We start from the raw sequence: 21892 nt of genomic DNA on the forward strand, positions 1-21892 counted from the left end.
ACTACTGGAGTGAGAGGAATGGCCATGCATTTTAGTGTACTCGCGAGCGGAAGTACGGGGAATGCGATCTATGTTGAATCAGAAGGGCACTCCTTCCTTGTGGATGCCGGCTTGAGCGGCAAGGCGATGGAAGGATTGTTCAGTCAAATCGACCGGAAAATCGAAGACCTGTCAGGCATCCTCGTCACTCATGAGCATAGCGACCATATTAAAGGGCTTGGCGTCCTTGCAAGAAAGTACAAGCTCCCGGTCTATGCGAATGAGAAGACATGGAACGCAATGGACGGCTTGATCGGTAAAATCGAAACCGAACAGAAATTCACGTTCGACATGGAAACGGCGAAGCATTTCGGCGGGTTGAGCATCGAATCATTCGGTGTCTCCCACGATGCAGCCGAACCGATGTTTTACGTGTTTCACCAAGGGGACAGGAAGCTCGTCCTCGTGACGGATACGGGGTATGTGAGCGACCGGATGAAAGGCATCATTTCAAACGCCGATCAATATGTGTTCGAAAGCAATCACGACGTCGGAATGCTAAGGATGGGACGCTATCCGTGGAGCATCAAGCGCCGGATCCTGAGTGACGTTGGGCACGTATCCAACGAAGATGCCGCAATCGCCATGAGCGACGTAATCGGCGACAGGACCAAGGGCATCTACCTTGCCCATCTGAGCCTGGATAACAACATGAAAGACCTGGCGCGCATGAGTGTAGCACAAACGCTTGAGTCAAAAGGAGTCAGCGTCGGTGAACAAGTCGATCTGTTCGATACAGATCCAAAGGTCCCGACCCCATTGGTCGCCATTTGACCCATTCTTATGTTTAGACGGGTCCCATTTGAGGAATGAGAAAGGTGAAGGCTGTGATGGCTTTCACCTTTTGTGTATGTAATTAGAGAAGCTCTTGGGAAAAAATATGTCGATTCCTACATCACTTATTTAGGATTGTGAAGGCTTTAAACATACTATTTAGTTCGTTCCAGCTGTTGATTGGAGTGTAAGACGAAGACTCCTGCGGGAAGAGTAGCTAATGTGAGACGTGTCTAGCTTCGGCGGCTAACCCCTCGAGGTCATAAGCTCAATGGTCCAAGAAGGCATAGAATGCCTTCCCGGCCCATTCATCTTATGCTTGTCGGGGCTGAGCGAGCCACCTCCGCTTTTTTTCGAACCCGCAGGAACGAGGAGACTCACGGGCTACCCGCGGAAAGCGAAGTCTTGCACGGAAATCAACAGCGGAGTTTGAACAACTTTTCAACTATTTGAAAATTAAACCAACCTTCCCATAATTCTTAGCTGTTTTTCATCATTTTTTAATTTAGCCTGACTATAATCGGGCTTGTAAAGATAAAATAACAAAAGGCATATTCTATGAAAGGAAGATGGTAAATGGGATATTATGATGATCAGGATTATAATAGAGAAGGCAGGGTCAAGCAAAAGGGCAACCGGGGCGGCATGTTCCTGGCAGGATTGCTCGGTGTGGTTCTTGGGGCGATTTTGATCCTTGTGGCGCTTCCTCAACTACATAATCTTGATGTGCTGCCGTATTCGATCCAGCCCGATCAAGACTTGAAGGCAACGGATGAAGAGTACCATAATGGTACGACAAAGAATGTTTCCGTCAACGTGACGACAGACGTGACGAAGGCGGTTGAGAAATCGAGTGATTCCGTCGTTGGAATCTCGAATATTCGCTCGCAAAGCTTCTGGGGTCAAAGTGGAACGCAGGATCAACAGGCTGGGACAGGCTCCGGGGTCATCTATAAGAAAGCCGGCGATAAAGCGTATATCGTGACGAACAACCACGTCATCGAGGGAGCGGATCAACTTGAGGTGACGCTCGCAGACGGATCGAAGCTCCCTGCAACGCTCCGCGGTACCGATGTCTGGACGGATCTAGCCGTTGTTGAAATCGATGGAAGCAAGATTGATAAAGAGGATGTTGTGGAAATCGGTAACTCTGATGAACTCAAGGCCGGGGAACCGGTCATTGCAATCGGGAACCCGCTAGGTCTTCAGTTCTCAGGTTCTGTCACACAAGGTGTTGTCTCAGGTACGGAACGGACGATCCCGGTCGACATCAATCAGGACGGAATGGAAGACTGGAATGCAGAGGTACTGCAGACGGATGCAGCCATCAACCCTGGTAACAGCGGTGGCGCCTTGATCAATATTTCTGGTCAGCTTGTCGGGATCAACTCGATGAAAATCGCTCAGGAAGCGGTCGAGGGAATTGGACTCGCCATCCCGATCAACTACGCGAAGCCGATCGTCGAAGATCTTGAGAAGTATGGTGAAGTGAAACGTCCGGCAATGGGTGTCATGCTTGAAGACGTGAACAAGATCTCAGCTTACCACCAGCAGGAAACATTAAAGCTTCCGAAAGACGTCAACTACGGTGTCATGATCAGACAGGTTGTTCCTAATTCGCCAGCTGCTCAAGCGGGGCTGAAGGAAATGGACGTCATCGTCGCATTGGACGGTGAAAAGGTCGAGAATCTGATCGAACTGCGTAAACACCTTTACAATCAAAAAGACGTCAACGATCAAATGAAGGTCACATACTACCGAAATGGTGAAAAGAAAGAGCTGACAATGAAGCTTACGGATGAATCCCGCATGTAATTGTGGATAAGTTAAAAAGCAGGAAGGGGAAACAACCTTTCCTGCTTTTTCTTTACGTGATATGATTACCTGTGGATAAATAATCGACGATGAAGAATGCTAAAAATAAGGAGGTCATACGAATGATTTATTGCTGTTTAGATCACGTGGAGCTTGCCATGGACATCATTGTAGACGAGCACGAAGTCGCCCCTGATTTAAAAGAATTATCAAAAGAAGAACAGTTATCCACAACCTGTGAATATTGTGGGAATAACGCAATATATATTGTGGCGAACTAATATTCTCATACAGTATGTGGATTGATAATGTGGATATGTGGATAAGTTCTGTGGATAATGTGTTTGTAAAATGTTTGTAAAGTGAGGATGAAGTGTGAATATCACAATTGTAACGGTTGGTAAATTGAAAGAAAAGTACTTAAAGCAAGGAATCGGCGAATACGTCAAGCGCCTCGGAGCCTATGCGAAGATCGATATCGTCGAACTTGCAGACGAAAAAGCACCCGAAGTATTGAGCGATTCGGAAATGGAGCAGGTCAAAAACAAGGAGGGCGAACGGATCCTCTCCAAGATCTCACCAGACCACCATGTCATCGCCCTCGCCATAAACGGAAAAATGCGTTCATCCGAGGAACTAGCCGACAACCTGGACAAGCTGGCCACCTACGGGAAAAGCAAGGTCGCCTTCGTCATCGGAGGATCACTCGGGTTAAGTGATGAGGTAATGAAGCGGGCAAATGAGACATTGTCTTTCTCAAAAATGACGTTTCCTCATCAGTTAATGCGGTTGATTCTGGTGGAGCAGGTTTATCGGGCGTTTCGGATTAATCGTGGGGAACCGTATCATAAGTGAGTAAGGTTTAAATTAAATAAAAAGCCAGGTGAGTAGACTATGAGACAGTAATAAAACACCTTCTTAGGCTGCCATGACACCAAACTCTCTTGGTGTGTGGTAGCCTAATTTTGCTTAGATACGCTCTTCGTTAAAATACCTCATAAAATGTTCTTCCCGTTCTCTTACTTCCTCTGACTTTAGGTTCGAATGATAAGACTCAATGACTGTGGTGTCCCAATAGTTACCTCTGCGTGACATACTACTGACTAAATGGTTCTCTTTGATCTGATTTTGATATTCATAAGAAGCATAGGCACTGCCTTGATCCGAGTGGATGATCACTCCTTTAGGGTTTCTTCGTTTTTCGAGCGCTTCACTCAAGGTATTAATTACTAAAGGGATTTGTTGGTGAGTATAAAGTTTGTAAGCAACGATTTCATTATTAAATAAATCCAGGATCGTTGATAAATACAAGATGTCTGGACCATATTGGATGTAAGTAATATCCGTCACCCATTTTTGGTTGGGTTGGCTAGCAGTAAAATCTCTCTTTAATAAGTTTGGCGCGACATTGACAGATTTCCCTTGAGATTTTCTTTTTTGCCTTACGCTACATTGAAGGTGATGTTTCTGCATAAATCTCTGAACAGCATTACGATTTAAAGAAATATATACTTACATCCATTTGTATAGCGAATCTTACTGGTTTGTTATAAGTCGCACAATAAGCAACAATTATAACTTGTTAAAATTGGTATAATTACCATTTTTTTATTCCACTAAAAGAATTAAGTTTATTGCAAGAACCTAGATAGAGCTTTTTTAAAAAAAGATGAGGATAGTAAAGAAAGAAACCGTACTGTTTAATTTTTACATAGTACTTTTTTATTGGTTAAAAAGAAAAGTTTTACAAGTTAATGAAATTTTATGATAAAATAGGATGGGATTTGATATGTTTCTTATGTTTGAATAGTCTTAAAGAATTAATATTTAGATAGTTATACATATGTTTTTATTGTTAGTCGAAAAAGAACCTAGTTTGGTTAAAAGTCACATGGTAGGTGTGTGTAATGGGAGTATTAACAGAATACGGAACGATACGTGAAATAACAAGTGGTTCAACAACCAATATTGCTTATATTTTAAATGATAATAATGATTTTTCACTAACAGAATATAAGGTATTACAGAGCCAGAACAATACAGAATTCATAAAGTGCATGCAGATGTATTACAACGGGAAAATTGAACTATATTACTTAACTTCTGGACATAGAACGTTTACTTCAATGCTTCCTTCGCTTGATGAAAATGGTTTTGTAATCGTTGTAGCCAATTTGTTGAATGCTATTATTGGAGTAAAGAGTAATGGATTCTTATCTTACCAAAAAATAGATACTTCTTTCGATAAAATATTTATTAACCCAAGCAATCTTTCGGTAGGCCTTATATATGTACCAACAAATATAATTGTCCTCAAGGATTTTTCGTCATTTGAGACAGAATTAAGAATGAACCTTGTTAAACTTATTAATAACCTGCCTTTATTGGGTACTCAGAAGATTAAGGAGTTTTATGCAGAATTATCAAACGGCACACTTTCACTTGAAGAGTTGTCAAGCAAAATTATGGCCATCGCACCAAACCCCAATAATGCAGATTACAAAATACAGAAATCGGTAATGGTACTTGAGTCGTTAAGTAGCCCTGTATCACCTGAACTGATAGTGAATAAAGAAAAATATTTAATTGGAAAAAGTGATACAGAGGTTGATGGGTTTATTTCGTATAATAATGCAATTAGTAGAATCCATTGTAAGATAATACGAACCAGTGAAAGTTATTTTCTTGAAGATTTAGAAAGCACAAACGGTACATATTTAGATAACATACGTCTTCAACCATACAAGCCAGTCTCATTAAAAAATGGTGATGTTATTCGATTAGCGAACAGTGACTTTAAGGTTCGTATTAAGTAGGGGGTTGAGACAAGTGTATAAACCGAAAATAATAATCGCAGATACAGATGAAAAATATATTACTTCTCTACAACTCAAATTCGTAGAAGAGTATTTTGATAAAGTTAATCTAGAAATTGTTACAGACGAAGGATATTTTGAAGATTTATTTTCTAAACCCCAAAATGTAGATATTCTTGTTGTGAGCGAGGGTTTATATAGCACTGCGCTTCAACGTCATAATATTAAACATACTTTCATTATGACGGAACAATACGAGAAGGAACAAACGTCAGATATAGCTATTGTTCGTATCTTTAAATATACAAGTTTAAAAGTCATATTTAATGAAATAGTTGGTAATAGCTCTAGAGTTTTACAAACTTCTGATGAACAAAAAGACTGCAAAATTATACTTGTGTACTCTGCTTCTGGGGGTGTTGGCAAGACGACGCTCTCATTGGGTATGAGCCACGGCTTAACTAAAAGCTATAAGCGGGTATTGTATATAAACGCAGGAAGATTGCAATATTTTCAAAGAGTTCTTAAAAATCAAAGCGCAATTACATCTTCTGAAGTATATTTAAAACTTGCCACAGCCGATGATCATATTTACCCAGAAATAGAACATGTTATTATGCGAGAAGACTTTCATTATCTCCCTCCGTTCAAAGCTTCATTGATGTCGTTAGGACTACCATATTCAATTTATGAAACCATTGCTCAGTCAGCAAAGGCATCTAAAGAGTATGATTATATAATCATAGATGCTGACCCTACATTTGATGAGTACAAGGCAAATTTAATAGGTATCGCAGATAAAGTAGTGATTGTTACCAAGCAGAACAGGTCGTCCGTCCATGCAACTAATATTTTGGTTGATAATATTGACGGAGTGGATTCGGAAAAATACACATTTGTCTGCAATGATTTTGATAGAGAGAAAGAAAATGCATTAATCTCCCCTGATATCAGATTCACTGTAAATGATTATATTAGTCATTTTGAGTATTATGACCAAATGAGATGTGAAGAATTCTCGAAGGATAGTGGAGTGCAAAGGTTGTCATTTTTAGTAGTATGAGGAGATAAGTATGGCTGATGATAAAGCGATTGTAATCCTAAAGATTCACAAAAAAAAATTTACAACAGACTTAGAAATACCGTTGAATATATCTGCGAATGAGCTAGTGATAGCCCTTAATGCAGCATATGATTTAAATATTGATGTTTCAAATGTAAAAGATTGTTATTTAAAATCCGAAAATCCAATAGCCTTGCTTAAAGGGAATAAACTACTGTCAGAATTTGGCGTTATAAATGGGACTGTAATTAACTTTACACAATAGGAGAAGTGTATGGAGAGCAGATACAAACTAATTATTACAAGTAGAAATCTTTATAAAGAAGTCGAACTAGATTCCGAAACAGCGGAGTTGAAGATTGGTACCGGATCAGACTGTGATGTAAGACTTCGCAAAGAATTATTTTTTGGTCAGATCGAGTTGATCCTCACCAAAAATAATGAGAGTTGGAATGTCCTTTGCTCTGATAATTTATATTTGTCGCTTGGTGACGTCAGGAAATTGATGACCAAGCAACTTAACCATGGTGACGAACTTACACTGAAGTACCAGCAGTCAGATAACGAAGTATTCTCTCTTTCGTTTATGCTTGACTTTGATTACGAAAATAAAGAGTATAACAGAATTATTGATATCTCGGACAATCAACAAATACGTATAGGAGGCGGTATTGATTGCGAAATATATGCAAGCGATTATTATCTAGGCTCCGATACAATTACACTTTCTCACGAAAATAATAGATGGTACTTAATGGATAACCATACTAAATATGGTGTTTTTCTAAATGGTTCGCGTGTAGAGAAGAAAAATGAGCTTAAGGATTATGATTTCTTCGCTATTGTTGGATTTAGTTTTTATTATAAAAAAGGAAAGCTTTATACATCTAAAAATGCCAATCTGACGATCAACAATTTGAACTATGAAGATCAATACGAACAAACAAGCCATTTGATTTATCCGAAGTTTAATCGTAACACACGGATACAATATGAGATTCCAGAAATGGATATTGAAATTCAGCAGCCTGAACATAAACCACACAAGCCTAAAAGAAACATACTGGTGTCACTAATTCCAGCTTTGGTGATGTTAGCCCTGACTATTGTACTAAGAGGTATAATGGGAGGCGGCAATACTTTTGTCATTTATAGTGCTGTTTCTATGTCTTTAGGTGTATTTATGTCCATCGCCACTTATGTAACCGAAAAGAGAAATTATAAAAAAGAATATACTGAACGGATAAGTAGATATGAACAATATATCAACGATAAGGGCATAGAAATAGAGCAGGCACGTGCACATGAGCTGCGTATCCGAAACTTGATAAATGAATCTCTGGAAAACAATATCAAGGAAGTAGACTATTTCGGTAAAAGGTTGTTTGAAAAATCACTTGAGGATCCAGATTTCTTACATGTGAATTTAGGTAAGGGTCGCATAGAATCTAGTAATCAGGTTGAGTTCAACAAGCAAGAAATCGTTGATCTGGAGGATCCCATCGCCCATCTTCCACAGCAGGTTTCAGAAAAATATCGATATATTGATCATGCTCCTATTATCGCTGATTTTAATTCTTCATGCGGTATTGGTGTAGTAGGCGAAAAACCAGAACTTGAGCAAATGATCAAGAATATTACACTTGATTTGGCAATTCGCCATTTTTACGGTGAGGTCAAGTTCGTTTATATCTTTAATCAGGAAAATGTCCAAGACATGAGTTGGGTGCGGTGGTTACATAATGTTAAAAACAGTAAACTTGATGTAAGGAACATTATTTGTGATGAAGAAAGTAAGAATGTTTTATTAGAGAATTTGTATATCACTCTTTCTTCAAGGGAGAATGCGAAACGTAAAAATAATTTTGTGACTTTTGAAGAACATTACATTGTTTTTGTTACAGATTCATCAGCGATTAGTAAACATCCCGTATCAAAATTTATAAAGAATTCTGGTGACTATGGCTTTACATTTGTGTTTTTTGAAGAGTACGAAGAATATTTGCCACAAGGCTGTACAGAAATCATTCGAATTGATTCGAAGCAGAAAGGCAGTGTCGTGAAGACAAAGAAAGGAGATATGGTTTCAAGTTTTGCCTATCCTGAAATACCTACCAAAACTGCTTTAGAGGTAGCGTTAAGACTAGGAGCCGTTACTGTTGACGAGGTTTCATTAGAAGGGGAGTTAACGAAAAATATATCCATGTTTGAGCTCTTGGGTATCATGTCTGTTGAGGATTTAAACTTAACAGAAAGGTGGAATTCGTCATTAGTATATGATAGTATGGCTGCTCCATTAGGAGTAAAGAGAAAGAACCAAATTGTTCAGCTGGATCTAAGCGATAAAGCCGGAGCGCATGGTCCTCACGGGTTAGTAGCGGGTACTACAGGATCGGGAAAAAGTGAAATCATTCAGACTTACATTCTCTCAATGGCATCGTTGTTTCACCCGTATGAAGTTGGTTTTGTTATTATTGACTTCAAAGGAGGAGGTATGGCAAATCAATTTAAAAACCTGCCTCATCTAATGGGGACTATTACCAATATAGATGGACGCGAGATAAAGAGGTCGTTATCGTCAATTAAAGCGGAGCTAGTTAAGCGACAAGAAATGTTCTCAGCCTGCGGAGTCAACCATATTAATGATTATATTAAACTTTATAAGTCCCAAAAGGTGGACGAACCGATCCCGCATCTAATCATGATTGTGGATGAATTTGCAGAACTGAAAGCAGAACACCCTGATTTTATGAAAGAGATTATTTCAGCTGCACGTATAGGAAGAACTTTGGGTATTCATCTTATTCTAGCTACACAAAAGCCAGCGGGCGTTGTAGACAATCAAATATGGAGTAACTCAAAATTTAAATTGTGTCTTAAGGTTCAAACAAAGGAAGACAGTAACGAGGTGATTAAAACACCTCTTGCGGCAGAAATTGTAGAGCCTGGGCGCGCTTATTTTCAAGTAGGAAATAATGAAGTTTTTGATTTATTCCAATCGGCTTATAGTGGTGGAAGTGTTCCTACCGGAAATGATATGAACGAAAGAATATTCCAAATTTACGAAAGAAACATATGGGGCAAGAAAAAACTTGTATATACAAACTCTAAAACACAAACAGCAGTTGAATCAAAGAGCCAACTTGAAACGATTGTTGACTATGTCCATGATTTTTGTGTGGTTAAAGGAATAAAACAGCTTCCAGGTATTTGTCTGCCTTCGCTAGCAGATGTAGTTAATACAGATATGATTGACTATGGAATCGATCGTGATTTCAAAGTTTCTGTGCCAATCGGTATTTATGATGACCCTGAACAACAACGACAAGGTCAAGTTGTTATAGATCCCTCCAAGGAAAATATATTTATTGTAGGTTCAGCACAAACCGGAAAAACAACGATGTTGCAAACTGTTACCTACGGATTAATCAAAAAGTATGATCCTTCTCAAGTAAATCTATATTTAGTAGACTGCGGAAGCATGGTATTGAAAATCTTTGAAAACTCTGCCCATGTTGGTGGTGTGGTTTTATCAAATGAAGAGGAAAAATGCAAAAATCTCTTTAAGCTTCTTAACTCTATGGTGGTTGAACGCAAAACCATGCTTTCAAGCAAAGGTGTAGGTAGCTTCTCAGCATATCTTGATGCAGGATATAAGGATATTCCTATGGTTGTTGTGGTTATTGACAATATGGCAGCATTTAAGGAGTATTTCCCGAGTCAGGCTGAGGAATTGAATAGCCTAAGCCGGGAAGCGCAAGGTGTTGGAATATCGTTTGTTATAACTGCAGCAACATCAAATGCATTAAACTATCGTACCCAGGCAAACTTTGGCAGGAAGCTTGTGCTAAACTGCAATGATAAAGGTGAGTATAGTACAGCATTTGGACATTGTAAGCAAACTCCTAAAGAAAATACAGGCAGAGGGCTGCTAATGCTGGATAAACGAATTCTTGAGTATCAAACTGCGATATTTGGTCACAGCGACAAGGAGGCCGAAAGAAGCCTGGAGCTTAAGCAGTTTATCCAAACACGTAATTCACAGTGTTCTAGTAAGGCCCGTATCATTCCAATGGTGCCTGAAAAGCTTATGCTTCATGAGGAATTTAAAACAAGCGGAAATGAATTTAGAAAAAAAGGTCTATTGCCGATTGGTATGGATTTCGCTACTGTAGAGTATTCCATTATGAACATGAATACTGGCGGCTCTATGACTTTGTTAGGTGATATAGAAAGTAAAGAACAATTCACCATTAATTTACTAAAAATGCTGAATGAAACGATTGTATTCCATAATGTAGAAGCAACCGTAATCGACGATAAATGCAAGTCATTAAGAGAGTCCTCAACTTTTGGATTCGTCAGAAGGTACACAAGTGATACTTCTGAGGCTCTAATGCTGGTAAATGATTTCTGTGAAGATATTTCCAGAAGGCGACATGATGAAATGGAAGAGATTGAAGACAGGCCATATCAGCTTCTGGTCCTCAATAATACCGAAGCATACAAAAGAATAAGTAATGACAGGAATGATAGCAAATCATTTGCAGAGTTAATTAAAGGTGCGAATGAAGCTGGTGCATTTGTTCTGCTCACTACGGTGGAAAATCAACCAGTTGGATTCAATTCATCTGAAGTGTTAAAGGCAGTTAAAGATGAACGAAAAGCTATACTTTTTGCACCATTGTCAGAAAATAAAATGTTTGATGTCCCTGGCAGAATACGAACGGAAACGTCCTTCGACAAGTCCAATGGTTATCGTTTCGAAGGCAGTACTTTTAGTAAAATCAAAATCTTTGATAAGGGTGTTGGCTATGGCGAAAAAGTCAAGTAACGCAGTTGTTGATGGTACTATTGATACAGCTAAAATATATGCTACTCATGCACAAATTAAGGAAATCGTACATTCATTTAACGATGTCAATCTAGAGGTTTCTAAAATCACTCAGAAAATCAATGAGAACTGGGTCGGTAAAGGCAGAAATGAATTCGAAACCCAATATAAGCTCCTGATTAAGAAAATTGATGACTTTGGGGAAACTTTAAAGGAAATCTATGATGCGTTGGTCACCTCTGAAGCAGATTATGAAGCAGCTGATGACCAAATCCGTCAACAGTTCAATATGTCTTCGAAAGGTTAACGAAAGGGGGAGGTGTGTTGGCTAGCAGTTCGTATTATTATAATCTATACAAAAAAAATAAAAACAAAGCAGAGGATTATGAGGACAATTTGAAGGATTTAGGTAAGATTTTAGATAATCTTCATTATGATTTATTTGATGAAATCTTGGATGTGAACGATAGACTAGATAGATTAATAGATGATTTAACCAAAGGGGTTCGACATAATTCCCGCTTTGCCTCCAGTGCGAACTCCTTAGCTAACGAAAAAGAAAAATCTGTTGGGGCGGACCGTGATCTAAGTACAACCCAGGACGAATTGGAGGATGAAATTGCTCGAGTGAGACATTTGAAATCGGAAGCAATTTCAGACAAAGATTATTATTATCGCAAATATAAGGAAAAGAAAGCTGAGGAAAAGGCAGCTTTAGCAAAAAAATTATTAGGTGGAGGAGAGTAGCGGTGAGTATAGCTTCCATATCCTATGGCAGTCTTAAGGATGCCTCCGGCGAGGCAAAAGCTGTTGCCAGAAAATTAGATCGATACGCTGATGCTGTATATGACAACGTCTATAAAAAACTAAACAGGTACAACGGTACATGGTCTTCTAATCTTTCTACAGCCAAGAGCAAAGCAAACAATAAAATCTCTGCTTTAAGGGCAGAAGCGAATAAATTTGAAAAATACTCGGCTGAATTAATTGATTTAAAAGAGCAATGTGAATCCACAGATAAAAGTGTGAAATCAAGGGTTTCATCTTTGACGGCCTCATTTAAAGATAACCACGGCATTAAAAACAGCAAAGTAGAGAATGCCATCCACTATTTCCTTACAAGTGTTGGAAACGAGACATCCCTCGGCCGATGGTTGGGAGATGGGAAAGATCAGATTTTTGCTAGAAGAGACGCCATAAAGGATGCCATTGATGCATGGTATAACGTTGACGGCGGAAAAGAATTTTTAAAGGGGATAGCGGTTGGATTTGTAGAGGTGGTTATTGGTGTCTTGGCGATAATAGGTGCCATTGTAACCGGGGGAGCATTGATCTTTATCATTGCCGGTGTTGTAGCAGGTGCTATAGCAGCAATCAACGGGGTGGCCAATATAATTAATGAGGGTCGCGGTTTACATTCTGCGTGGCTGCGCGATGATCCTGCTACCGGAAAAAGAAGAAGTGATACCAATACAATGCAAGATTACCTTCGTAAGGAAACGAATAGCCGTTTTTGGCATGGTGTCGCAACAGGAATTGATTGGGTGAACACAGTTTGTAGTGTTGTATCCATATATAGTAGCGGCACTAATCTTATGAAAAATGGATATAAGTGGGCAACAGGAAGTCTGGATGATATTAAGAATATTAGTATCAGAGATGTGTTATCTAGTGGGGGCCTTTCGACTATGGGAAGCAAGATTAAAACGTCAGTGATCGATATAGGTTATGACATTAGAGAAGCAGTCAGATTCGGAGGCTGGCAACAAACAGGAAAGGACTTTGTAAAGGCAGTTAGTGCTGATTTCTGGAGAAACATGCAGGGACGATTTTTCAATTTTAAGGAAGCCGCCAGTACTTCTACAAATCCTGTGCTAAATTTTATTCAAACTAATAAGAATACATTTTCATCAAGCAGCAATATATTGGACGTATTTAAGGGTAGTATACAAGGTGGGTTTACTATTGATAATCTATTCAAGGTTGGCAAAGAAAAAATTGCCTTTCCGTGCGTTACGATAGTGGATTTACCAATTGCTCAAGGAGATCCATACAGTGCAATTAAAGTTGGTGATTTTAAAGGTATGTTCGATAAAGGAAAAACTGTTTTTGATTTTTTGACATCTAAAAGTGATAATCCTATCAACCCAGACATCATGAACAAACTGTCAAATAGTTCCGGTATTAATATATCGACACCAGATGTATATATACCAGAAGTTAATATACCTGCAAGAAACGTATAATGGGGAGTGTGAATATGGAGCAGCCGAATGAACAGCCAAATCATGTACTTTCAACTTATGAAAATATCTTGGTTCCAAAAAATGAAAAAATGAGTAAGCTTAGAAATGTACTATTAATTGTAATAGCATCTATTATTGTACTATCTATGGTATTTCAGGACAATTTATTTTCCGAACTGTCCTGGACAACTCAAGTCCTGTTTATTCCAGTGGTTATATGGGTCTTTACTGCAGGAGGAAGCAAAAATGCGCCATCCCCCATTGAATTGCGATTCCACAATGATTATTTGGTTTTATACCGACCCAAGCGATATTATGATAAGAAAGTTACTCGGATGGAAATAAACAAGTTTATGTATAAAGATATTGATCGTATCTTATACAAAAGCAAATCACAACGAATACACATTTATGGAACTGCAAGTGTTGAATGGTTTAATTACAGCAAAGATGGAGTATTGCCTTCACAAGCGACAACTGATAAGACTACTAGTGGTCTATGCTTTTTCCGAACAAGTGCTGCTCCTGAAGTGAATTTCGTTTCGGAAATTGAAAATCATTCACCAATAAAGGTAATTGTTGAAGATAGATAGGAGGCCGTTATGGAAGCAACTGAATTGAGACTGGAATCCAAGGATTTAAATCAACAAGGAGCACTTCTTTTAAAAGCGGGTAATATTCCAGCTGCCAAAGAAAAGTTTGATAGAGCAATAGAAATTGATCCTATGTTAGTGGATAATTATAAAAATTACGGTGACCTGCACATGGCAGCAAATGAATACAGAGAAGCAAAGAACATGTACAAGAAAGCTCTCTTAATCGAAAAAAGTGGTGCATTATATTTTCTGTGTGGGAATGCCTGCTTTATGAATGACGAGGCTCATGAGGGATTAGAGAATTATAATTTGGCCATTTCGACAGGATACGATAGTGATGAAATGCTCTTCTTTATGGGGATGGCCTATGAGCACCTCAACGATGATCGAATGGCACTTAGATATTTTCAAAAATCCTGTATCAAGAATCCGTCAAGACCAGATTATTTAGTAAAAAAGATTACTACCTTGGTTCGCTTAGATATGATTGACAATGCCGAAGAGAGCATCGAGGAGTTACTTAAGAATTCTCCAGAATTATTTGATGGCTATCATTTGAAAACTCAATTGTTAATACACAAGGATAAGCTTCAAGAAGCAGTTGAATTTGCCAAGTCAGCATCCGATCGTTTCCCGGAAGATGCAGAATTGATGTACGAATATGTTAAGTGCGTCGCTTTAAATAGAAAATTCGACCTCGCTTACCAACTATTGAATACTGCCAAACAGATGAAGTATTTCGAAGATGCGAAGAGGGCTTTCATCATGCTTGAAGCACAAATCGCGGCAGAAAAGAATGATGTCGAGCGTGCTATTACATGTTGTAATGAATGTATTGCGCTCGAAAGTCAAGATTTTTTCGAAGGTGAAGCTAGGTTCATGCTTATGAATATGCATCTTGCGAAGAAGGAATATAATACGGCGCTTGAAATAGCTTCTGCTATCGCAACAAATGATGGAGAAGATTCCTATTATTACGCTGCTCTATATTATAAACCGTTTTGCTTACGGCAACTGGGCAAGCTTGACGAGGCAAAACCGCTATATCGCGAGGCAAATTCTATATACCGTTTAGCTACTTTGGAAAACCCCGCTGCTATCGATATATATTTATATAGAGTGATGTGCTTGAAGGATAGTGAAGAATATGAAAAAGCTCTAGAATTGCTAGATTTTATATCTGGCATAAGTAAGGATATTGCTGAAGTGTATACTCTTAGAGCGGATATTTATCGTACATTAGGAAAGGCATCTCAAGCCAAAGAGGAACGTCAGAAAGCCTATAAGTTAAAACCTGAATTAGAAAAATTCTATGAAGAAGCAGGTGGCTGATTTGGCCTTATCTTATGAACGTAATACCGATCTTGCTTTTGATACAACTGCCTTAAAGGAATATGGAAATCGATATGCCCACATTGCTCAAGACTTGAGAGAGATGTCAAAAAAGCTGGACAATAGCCTTGTTGATTTAAATGCCAGCGGTTGGACAACACCAGCGGGGTCAGCTTTTCATAAAATGGTCAATGCAAATTGGAGAGATAATATTGAAAAGTATGCTGCATTGCTTGATACCTTAAAAGACATACTTGATGCTGCATCGAAAGAATATGATGATTTGGTTGAAAATCATATTGAAAGAACCAAGATTTAGGGCATTTCAGCAAATTGCTGTTGCTAATATAAAATGAAAAGAAAGAAGGAATGACAAAATGGCAAATATTAGAGTTACACCTGAACAACTTGGATCGCAAGGAAATGAACTTATTAAGTATGCCGGAGACCTTTCTGATATCCTTGGCCTCATTGATGCTAAAATCAGCGAAATCATTGACGGTTGGGATGGGTTGTCGCAGGATGCATATTTCGATATGTACACTACGATGAAACAAAGCCTTGACCAGTTCCCGGAATTAGTTAAAAGCTTAGGGGATGCAACTGTTTCATCAGCTGAAGCCTTTAGTTCAGTGGATGAACAATTACAGAGTGGTTTTAGGTCTGCACAATAAAAATAGTAATAGTAAAATCAAAGAAAATCTTGGGATGTTTAATGCATCTCAAGATTTTTATTTTTCTTAATAAAACTAAATACACTTGTTAGAGGAGTTTACTGTAATAATCAAAACTAGATTTTTATCTTCAGATTTTATAATACCTATGGTACTTATTAATAAAAGTTAACCGATAAGATATCTCCAACAACGAATATTGAATCGGGACTTAGGAACTGGTAATGAGGTATATTTTATTGAAAACTATAAAAAACAGGAAGAAATTGTGTATAATTAGGTATGGAGTTATTACATATAATTTACAGGGAATCGTTTTAGAGGTGAACAATAATAATCTTAAAAAAAGCTTGAGTTACTACTATTGAAAAACCTCTTTTGTAAGGACATCTTTCTTAGAAAGCTAGTCCCGAGGTTCCAAATTTTATCGTCTCTACCTTAAGTGAAGAATGAGGCACCATTGCGGTAGCAGAAAGGGGCCGGATCATCATCCTAGTTTATATTTAGTGAGATAATCGGAATGTGTATGAAACTACCGTTTAGTCCATTTTTAACTTAGAACATTAAATTATAGAAAATAACAGGAGATTATTATGGGGAGAATAAGAATTAAGCGAAGTGCAAATAAGTATATTGTTGAAAATAAATTAACTAAAAATGAAATCATAAATGAAAGAGAATATAAAAATATTTTTACAGGAGTAATCAAGAACCTTAGTCCAGTTAAAAAAGAAAAGAGTTTTAGTGGTAAAGTATTGAAATATTCTATTGTTGATAGTATGCCCATAAAAACTTACATTAATGGAATTATTAATAAACAAAATTTCTTAAATGTTGTTTTTAATATTATTAATGTAATTAAGCAGTGTGAGAAAAATTTAATGAATATCAATAATTTAGTGATTGATACAGATTATATTTTTATTAATCCTAGTACAACAAAAATAACATGTATTTATTACCCTGTAGTTAATCCTCACACAACAAAGGATCTAGCTCCATTTTTTAGTGAGTTACCATATAAATTTGCCTTTAATAAGGAAGAAAATCTGGATTATGTCTCAGATTATTTAGAATACTTTAGCGCTAAACAATTTTCATTAAATAGCTTTGAAGAGTTGATAATAGAATTATCAGATCAACCATTAGTAAAAGAAGATAATATGTCGTCATTAACACCTGTCGAATCAACGAAATACTCACAAAGTAAGAGTGGCATAAAATTAACTAAATCTGCAAAAGAAAATAATTTCGTACATCATCTAAACCATCAAACAAATTCTTCAAATGTGACCCAAGAGGACTCGAAAATTTGTTCAAATTGTGAAAAGGTACATAATGATAATAAACAATACTGTGGGCAATGCGGTTATCCATTAACTCGTATCCAACCTAGTATTCTAGTGAACATACAAAATCATATTTCTCCGAATAGTAATTCGGAGCTTACAACAAAAGGTTATATAGACTCAAGGAGAACACCAGCTCTTAATGAAACAACTGTTCTAGGTGGAAATGAAATCGGGACTACAGTACTGGGAGAAGATGATGTTGGCGGTACTACTGTACTTGGAGTGAATTACTACGAGGAACCAACTTTTCCTTATTTAATTAGAGAAAAATCTCAAGAAGAAATAAGTGTTAATAAACCTTCCTTCCGTATCGGAAAGGAAAAAAGCTACTGCGATTATTTTGTGTCAGATAATAACGCAATCAGTCGTAGTCATGCTGACATCATTACTAAGGGCAATCGCTATTTTATTGTCGATAATAATTCAACAAATAAGACATATCTTGATAACCAAGCTATTCCTGTGAATCAGGAAGTTGAAATTTTCTCAGGTACCAAATTGAAGCTAGGGAATGAAGAATTTGTATTCTACATATAGTAAGGAAATCTTTATGTGAGTGAGCAATAGATTTACATTGAGTAAGTACTTTTCATAGAAATTTAAAGAATAAAATAGTCTTTGGGAAGCTGAACTCTTAAAACTTATAAAGCAAAAACAGACGGGCCAATACAGTTCTGCCGTCTGTTTTTTCTCAATAACCAATCACCCCAAATCCCCCGGCAACACCACAACAACCCTCGTACCAACCCCAACAACAGAATCCACCGTCACACCATACTCTTCCCCATAATAAAGCTTCAACCGGTCATCCACATTCCGAATGCCGATGCCGCCTAAACGGATCGACTGTTCATCCGAAACTTGTTCTAATCGCGTTTGAGGATCAAATCCAACGCCGTCGTCTTCAACGATCAATTTGATTGAGGACTCATCTTTCTTGGCTGAAATCTGAATATGCCCGTTCACGGATTTTTCGCGTATGCCGTGATAGATGGCGTTCTCGATAAGCGGCTGGAGGATGATTTTCGGAATTTTCACCTCTAGGATTTCCTGGTCTGCATCGATGGTGTAGTTAAGCTTTTCTCCATAGCGTTCCTTTTGGATGATTAGGTATTGTTTGACGTGATTGAGTTCATTTTCAATGGTGGTGAACTCGTTTCCTCCGCTTAGGGACAGTTGGAAAAATTGGGCGAGTGCTTTGGTGACCATGATTACTCGTTCGCTGTCGTTGAACTCTGCCATCCAGACGATTGTGTCGAGTGTGTTGTAAAGAAAATGCGGGTTGATTTGTCCGCGCAGCACGCTCAACTCATACGACCGTAGATCTTTTTCCTTTTGCTCGATGTCTTTCAGCAGTCTTTTGATTTCTTTCGTCATGACATTGAAGTGCTTTGAGAGGTGTTCGACTTCAGCGATCCCGCTCTCGGTAACATGGACATCCAGTACGCCGTGCTGTACCTTTTGCATGGCTTTTTCGAGTCGATGGATAGGGTTTGTAATACGCTTTGCGACCAGTGGGGTCACAATGAGAACGAGTACAAACAAACCAATCCCGACGATGAGGATCGTACCGAGCAGCTGTTTCCGGACTTGGCTCAGGCCATCCAATGAGCTGACCCCAACAAGCACCCAGTCGGAATTCTGGATGTTAGCTTTATGGACGAGCGTGTTGTTGGCTCCGTCATAGCCTTCTTTCGATTTCCATATGTCCAGTAGTTCCTGTTTTTTCCCTTTATCCGTGAAGTAAGACGGGTCCCGGTGGTAAACGAGTTCTCCGCTGTTGTTTAAAATGAAGGCGTAGCCGTTCTGACCTAGCATCAGGTCATGAAAGGCGTCTTCAATACCTTTATATTGAATGTCCAACAGCACGACGCCCAAATGCTGACCGCTTTCGTCACGCACTTCCCGGCTGATGGAGATCACCCAATTATCCTGGTCCATGGAAAATTTCTGCATGCGCGCCGACGTAAGCACTGGGATGCCCCGCTCTTTCAAAGCGGCTGTATACCATTTTTCCTTCATCATGTCAGAGGAAAGGGTCATGTTCAGGTCCTTCTCATTCGACATCACATACCCGTCTTTTCCGATCACGATGACCGATTGGATATTAGGGTCCGAATCCAGGACGTTATTGATGATTGTGTTCAAGTTACTTTCTCCGGACCGATCTTCAGAAGACAACGCCTGCTTTGTGGAAGGATCTTTTGCCAGGAGTTCCGACAGTACATTCAATCGTTCAATGTACATGCCGACACTGGCGCTGCCTTTCTCGACGGCCATCTTGGACGTCTGGATCGACTGCTGCAGGACCACTTTCGAGCTTCCGAAGTAGACAATGATGCCGAGTATACTGATCGTGATGATGCTGATCAACATTGTGAACAGAAAGATCTGTGCCCGAAGTGATTTTAACCATTGTTTCATTCGTCCCTAACCCTTTCCCGGTACTGAAGTGGTGAGCAGCCGTACTTTTTCTTGAAAGCGGTGCTGAAGTAATTCTGGTTATCGAAGCCAATTTCTTCGGCTATTTCGTACATTTTCTTACTCGAGGTAAGAAGTAAAAGTTTTGCCCGTTCGAGCCGTAGCGTGACGACATATTCTTGAAAGGGAACCGTGAACAGACGCTTGAATACACCACTCATGTGTCCGGAGCTGAAGCCTGCCTCTGTAGCTAAAAAGGACAGTGACAATTCGGGGTTATTCAGGTTTTCTTCAATCAGTCGGGAAATCTCTGTTTTTAGGTCATTGTCTTCACTCGCGGACTGTTTGGACTGAAACGAAGTAATTGTTTCATATACTTCCGCTTGCACCTGTTCGTTCTTCAGCTTGCCAACGAGCTTGGAGAGTACTGCGCTGACATCCTTGCGGGAGACCGGCTTCATGACGTAATCATCGACACCAAGCTTCAAGGCGGTCACCGCATAATCAAAGTAATCATAGCCTGTGATGATCGCAATTTTGGCCAGCGGCTGAAGCTCCTTGACCTTTTTTGCAAAATCAAGGCCGTTCATCTTCGGCATATTTATATCGAGCAGAATCAGATCAATTTTATGCGACTGTAGGAGTTGAAGTCCTTCCAATCCGTTACTTGCTTCATGAATTTGAGAAATGGACAACTGCTCAAAGGGTACGAACTGAACAATCCCCCTGCGAATCAGATCCTCATCCTCGACAATCAATAGTGTATACATCGTCTCATCACCCCCGTCCCTATCATGTTAATTTATTGTTCGACGGCCATCTCTAAGTGGCCATAGCCTTTTTCATCCATGTCTTCAAGCGGAATAAACTGAATGGATGCGCTGTTGATGCAATAACGTTTTCCTCCACGATCTTTGGGTCCGTCATCAAACACATGGCCAAGATGAATGTCACCGACCCTCGAGCGCACTTCTGTACGCTCCATTCCGAAGCTCGTATCTTGATGATACGTCACCACTTCAGGGATGATCGGTTTTGTAAAGCTGGGCCACCCGCAGCCGGAGTCATACTTATCCCGACTGGAGAACAAAGGCTCACCGGTTGCCACATCGACATAAATGCCGGGTTCATAATTATCCCAATACTCGTTTGAATAGGCTCTCTCGGTATCGTTTAATACGGCAACAGCGTACTGGCTGTCGGTTAACGTATCCTTCAAGACCTCATCGCTCGGTCTTGAATAGTCCGACTCGTCAATGACGGTTTCTTGTTCATCCAACTTATTTAAATCGATGTGACAGTAACCATCCGGGTTTTTCTCTAAATAGTCTTGATGGTACTCCTCTGCCAAATAAAAGTTCGTGAGGGGTAAAACTTCCGTCACGATTTCCTTTTTGTATTTTTGCTGTTCTTCTGATTTTACATCTACTATGATGCTACTGTCTTCTTCATTCTTATAATAAATTCCTGTTCGATACTGTGTTCCGACGTCGTTTCCTTGCTTGTTCACACTTGTCGGATCAATGACCCGGAAGTAATCTTTCACTAGTTTTTCCAATGTGACCTTTTCGGGGTCATACTGAACGTGAACGGTTTCCGCGAAACCTCGATCTCCTTTTATCACGTCTTGATAGGACGGATTTTTTCCTTCTCCATTAGCATAACCCGAAGTGACATCATAAACGCCGTAAATCCTCGACATATATGCTTCCATTCCCCAGAAACAGCCGCCTGCAAAATAGATATCCTCAAGCTTGCTCGTTGAATAATCCACATCATCGTTAGGATTAGCTGGTAGATTCTCAGAACCATGTGAGACTCCTGATGAAGAGTCTTTTGATGCCTGATCCATGACTGCACAAGCTGTCAGCAGTAAAGCCAAGGTGGCAACCATGATGCTATTCTTTAAAAAACTTCGCATGTGAAATCT

20 protein-coding genes are annotated in these 21892 nt (G+C 39.2%); 16 read left to right on the top strand and 4 right to left on the bottom strand.

Annotated features, from left to right (window positions below):
• The first annotated feature begins 18 nt into the window (after positions 1-18).
• From LCM10_RS07970 to rlmH, 4 genes are all read left to right on the top strand, one after another.
• Entirely contained in the window at positions 19-813 is a 795-nt protein-coding gene (locus tag LCM10_RS07970) for an MBL fold metallo-hydrolase (protein ID WP_224875713.1), read from the top strand.
• Positions 814-1389: 576 nt separating this feature from the next.
• Positions 1390-2628, top strand: coding sequence for a S1C family serine protease (locus LCM10_RS07975; protein ID WP_224875714.1), 1239 nt, complete (start codon positions 1390-1392; stop codon positions 2626-2628).
• Between the two features lie 122 nt (positions 2629-2750).
• A complete protein-coding gene (locus LCM10_RS07980; RefSeq protein WP_175989858.1) occupies positions 2751-2909 on the top strand; it encodes a CxxH/CxxC protein in 159 nt (52 codons plus the stop codon).
• A 94-nt stretch (positions 2910-3003) separates the two neighbouring features.
• Complete coding sequence (gene rlmH, locus LCM10_RS07985; RefSeq protein WP_224875715.1) at positions 3004-3483, top strand: 23S rRNA (pseudouridine(1915)-N(3))-methyltransferase RlmH; 480 nt, start codon at positions 3004-3006, stop codon at positions 3481-3483.
• 114 nt (positions 3484-3597) lie between these two features.
• On the opposite strand, the gene LCM10_RS07990 is transcribed toward rlmH, so the two are convergent.
• A complete protein-coding gene (locus tag LCM10_RS07990) occupies positions 3598-4134 on the bottom strand; it encodes an IS3 family transposase (protein WP_224876377.1) in 537 nt (178 codons plus the stop codon).
• Between the two features lie 401 nt (positions 4135-4535).
• On the opposite strand from LCM10_RS07990, the gene LCM10_RS07995 reads away from it, so the two are divergent.
• From LCM10_RS07995 to LCM10_RS08050, 12 genes are all read left to right on the top strand, one after another.
• Positions 4536-5444 (top strand): FHA domain-containing protein, encoded by a 909-nt coding sequence (locus LCM10_RS07995; protein WP_224875716.1) that lies wholly within the window; start codon positions 4536-4538, stop codon positions 5442-5444.
• Positions 5445-5457: 13 nt separating this feature from the next.
• Positions 5458-6507 carry an AAA family ATPase gene (locus LCM10_RS08000; RefSeq protein ID WP_224875717.1) on the top strand — a complete coding sequence of 350 codons (1050 nt, stop codon included), beginning with the start codon at positions 5458-5460 and terminating at the stop codon, positions 6505-6507.
• A 10-nt stretch (positions 6508-6517) separates the two neighbouring features.
• Positions 6518-6772, top strand: a complete 255-nt coding sequence (locus LCM10_RS08005) for an EsaB/YukD family protein (protein ID WP_224875718.1) — start codon at positions 6518-6520, stop codon at positions 6770-6772.
• A gap of 9 nt (positions 6773-6781) precedes the next feature.
• On the top strand, positions 6782-11341 hold the full coding sequence (essC, locus tag LCM10_RS08010) for a type VII secretion protein EssC (protein WP_224875719.1): 4560 nt from the start codon (positions 6782-6784) through the stop codon (positions 11339-11341).
• Positions 11322-11648 (top strand): WXG100 family type VII secretion target, encoded by a 327-nt coding sequence (locus tag LCM10_RS08015; protein WP_224875720.1) that lies wholly within the window; start codon positions 11322-11324, stop codon positions 11646-11648. Before essC ends, LCM10_RS08015 begins: the two co-directional genes overlap by 20 nt.
• 17 nt (positions 11649-11665) lie before the next feature.
• Positions 11666-12088, top strand: coding sequence for a hypothetical protein (locus LCM10_RS08020; RefSeq protein WP_224875721.1), 423 nt, complete (start codon positions 11666-11668; stop codon positions 12086-12088).
• A 2-nt stretch (positions 12089-12090) separates the two neighbouring features.
• Positions 12091-13587, top strand: a complete 1497-nt coding sequence (locus tag LCM10_RS08025; protein ID WP_224875722.1) for a hypothetical protein — start codon at positions 12091-12093, stop codon at positions 13585-13587.
• Between the two features lie 14 nt (positions 13588-13601).
• Positions 13602-14180, top strand: coding sequence for a hypothetical protein (locus LCM10_RS08030; protein WP_224875723.1), 579 nt, complete (start codon positions 13602-13604; stop codon positions 14178-14180).
• A 9-nt stretch (positions 14181-14189) separates the two neighbouring features.
• Positions 14190-15515 (top strand): tetratricopeptide repeat protein, encoded by a 1326-nt coding sequence (locus LCM10_RS08035; protein WP_224875724.1) that lies wholly within the window; start codon positions 14190-14192, stop codon positions 15513-15515.
• Positions 15496-15834 (top strand): WXG100 family type VII secretion target, encoded by a 339-nt coding sequence (locus LCM10_RS08040; protein ID WP_224875725.1) that lies wholly within the window; start codon positions 15496-15498, stop codon positions 15832-15834. The genes LCM10_RS08035 and LCM10_RS08040 overlap by 20 nt, the downstream gene beginning before the upstream one ends.
• A gap of 58 nt (positions 15835-15892) precedes the next feature.
• Positions 15893-16189 carry a WXG100 family type VII secretion target gene (locus LCM10_RS08045; protein ID WP_224875726.1) on the top strand — a complete coding sequence of 99 codons (297 nt, stop codon included), beginning with the start codon at positions 15893-15895 and terminating at the stop codon, positions 16187-16189.
• Positions 16190-16782: 593 nt separating this feature from the next.
• On the top strand, positions 16783-18078 hold the full coding sequence (locus tag LCM10_RS08050) for an FHA domain-containing protein (protein WP_224875727.1): 1296 nt from the start codon (positions 16783-16785) through the stop codon (positions 18076-18078).
• 165 nt (positions 18079-18243) lie between these two features.
• Here LCM10_RS08050 and LCM10_RS08055 read toward each other — a convergent pair whose 3' ends face one another.
• The 3 genes from LCM10_RS08055 to msrB are packed head-to-tail and all read right to left on the bottom strand — an operon-like array spanning position 18244 to position 21883.
• Positions 18244-19965, bottom strand: a complete 1722-nt coding sequence (locus tag LCM10_RS08055) for a sensor histidine kinase (RefSeq protein ID WP_224875728.1) — start codon at positions 19963-19965, stop codon at positions 18244-18246.
• Positions 19962-20732, bottom strand: a complete 771-nt coding sequence (locus LCM10_RS08060) for a response regulator (RefSeq protein WP_224875729.1) — start codon at positions 20730-20732, stop codon at positions 19962-19964. The genes LCM10_RS08055 and LCM10_RS08060 overlap by 4 nt, the downstream gene beginning before the upstream one ends.
• Positions 20733-20764: 32 nt before the next feature.
• On the bottom strand, positions 20765-21883 hold the full coding sequence (msrB, locus tag LCM10_RS08065; RefSeq protein ID WP_224875730.1) for a peptide-methionine (R)-S-oxide reductase MsrB: 1119 nt from the start codon (positions 21881-21883) through the stop codon (positions 20765-20767).
• Positions 21884-21892 lie beyond the last annotated feature (9 nt).

The sequence above is a fragment of the Rossellomorea aquimaris genome, assembly GCF_020171925.1.
Taxonomy (GTDB): Bacteria; Bacillota; Bacilli; order Bacillales; family Bacillaceae_B; genus Rossellomorea; species Rossellomorea aquimaris_F.

Bases quoted from the DNA above. Each gene is read 5' to 3' on its own strand.
- LCM10_RS08030 (WP_224875723.1), top strand. From the start codon at position 13,602: ATGGAGCAGCCGAATGAACAGCCAAATCATGTACTTTCAACTTATGAA.
- LCM10_RS08005 (WP_224875718.1), top strand. From the start codon at position 6,518: ATGGCTGATGATAAAGCGATTGTAATCCTAAAGATTCACAAAAAAAAA.
- LCM10_RS07970 (WP_224875713.1), top strand. From the start codon at position 19: ATGGCCATGCATTTTAGTGTACTCGCGAGCGGAAGTACGGGGAATGCG.
- LCM10_RS08035 (WP_224875724.1), top strand. From the start codon at position 14,190: ATGGAAGCAACTGAATTGAGACTGGAATCCAAGGATTTAAATCAACAA.
- LCM10_RS07980 (WP_175989858.1), top strand. From the start codon at position 2,751: ATGATTTATTGCTGTTTAGATCACGTGGAGCTTGCCATGGACATCATT.
- LCM10_RS08040 (WP_224875725.1), top strand. From the start codon at position 15,496: ATGAAGAAGCAGGTGGCTGATTTGGCCTTATCTTATGAACGTAATACC.
- LCM10_RS08055 (WP_224875728.1), bottom strand. From the start codon at position 19,965: ATGAAACAATGGTTAAAATCACTTCGGGCACAGATCTTTCTGTTCACA.
- LCM10_RS08045 (WP_224875726.1), top strand. From the start codon at position 15,893: ATGGCAAATATTAGAGTTACACCTGAACAACTTGGATCGCAAGGAAAT.
- essC (WP_224875719.1), top strand. From the start codon at position 6,782: ATGGAGAGCAGATACAAACTAATTATTACAAGTAGAAATCTTTATAAA.
- LCM10_RS08015 (WP_224875720.1), top strand. From the start codon at position 11,322: ATGGCGAAAAAGTCAAGTAACGCAGTTGTTGATGGTACTATTGATACA.
- LCM10_RS08050 (WP_224875727.1), top strand. From the start codon at position 16,783: ATGGGGAGAATAAGAATTAAGCGAAGTGCAAATAAGTATATTGTTGAA.
- LCM10_RS08060 (WP_224875729.1), bottom strand. From the start codon at position 20,732: ATGTATACACTATTGATTGTCGAGGATGAGGATCTGATTCGCAGGGGG.
- LCM10_RS07995 (WP_224875716.1), top strand. From the start codon at position 4,536: ATGGGAGTATTAACAGAATACGGAACGATACGTGAAATAACAAGTGGT.
- LCM10_RS07975 (WP_224875714.1), top strand. From the start codon at position 1,390: ATGGGATATTATGATGATCAGGATTATAATAGAGAAGGCAGGGTCAAG.
- msrB (WP_224875730.1), bottom strand. From the start codon at position 21,883: ATGCGAAGTTTTTTAAAGAATAGCATCATGGTTGCCACCTTGGCTTTA.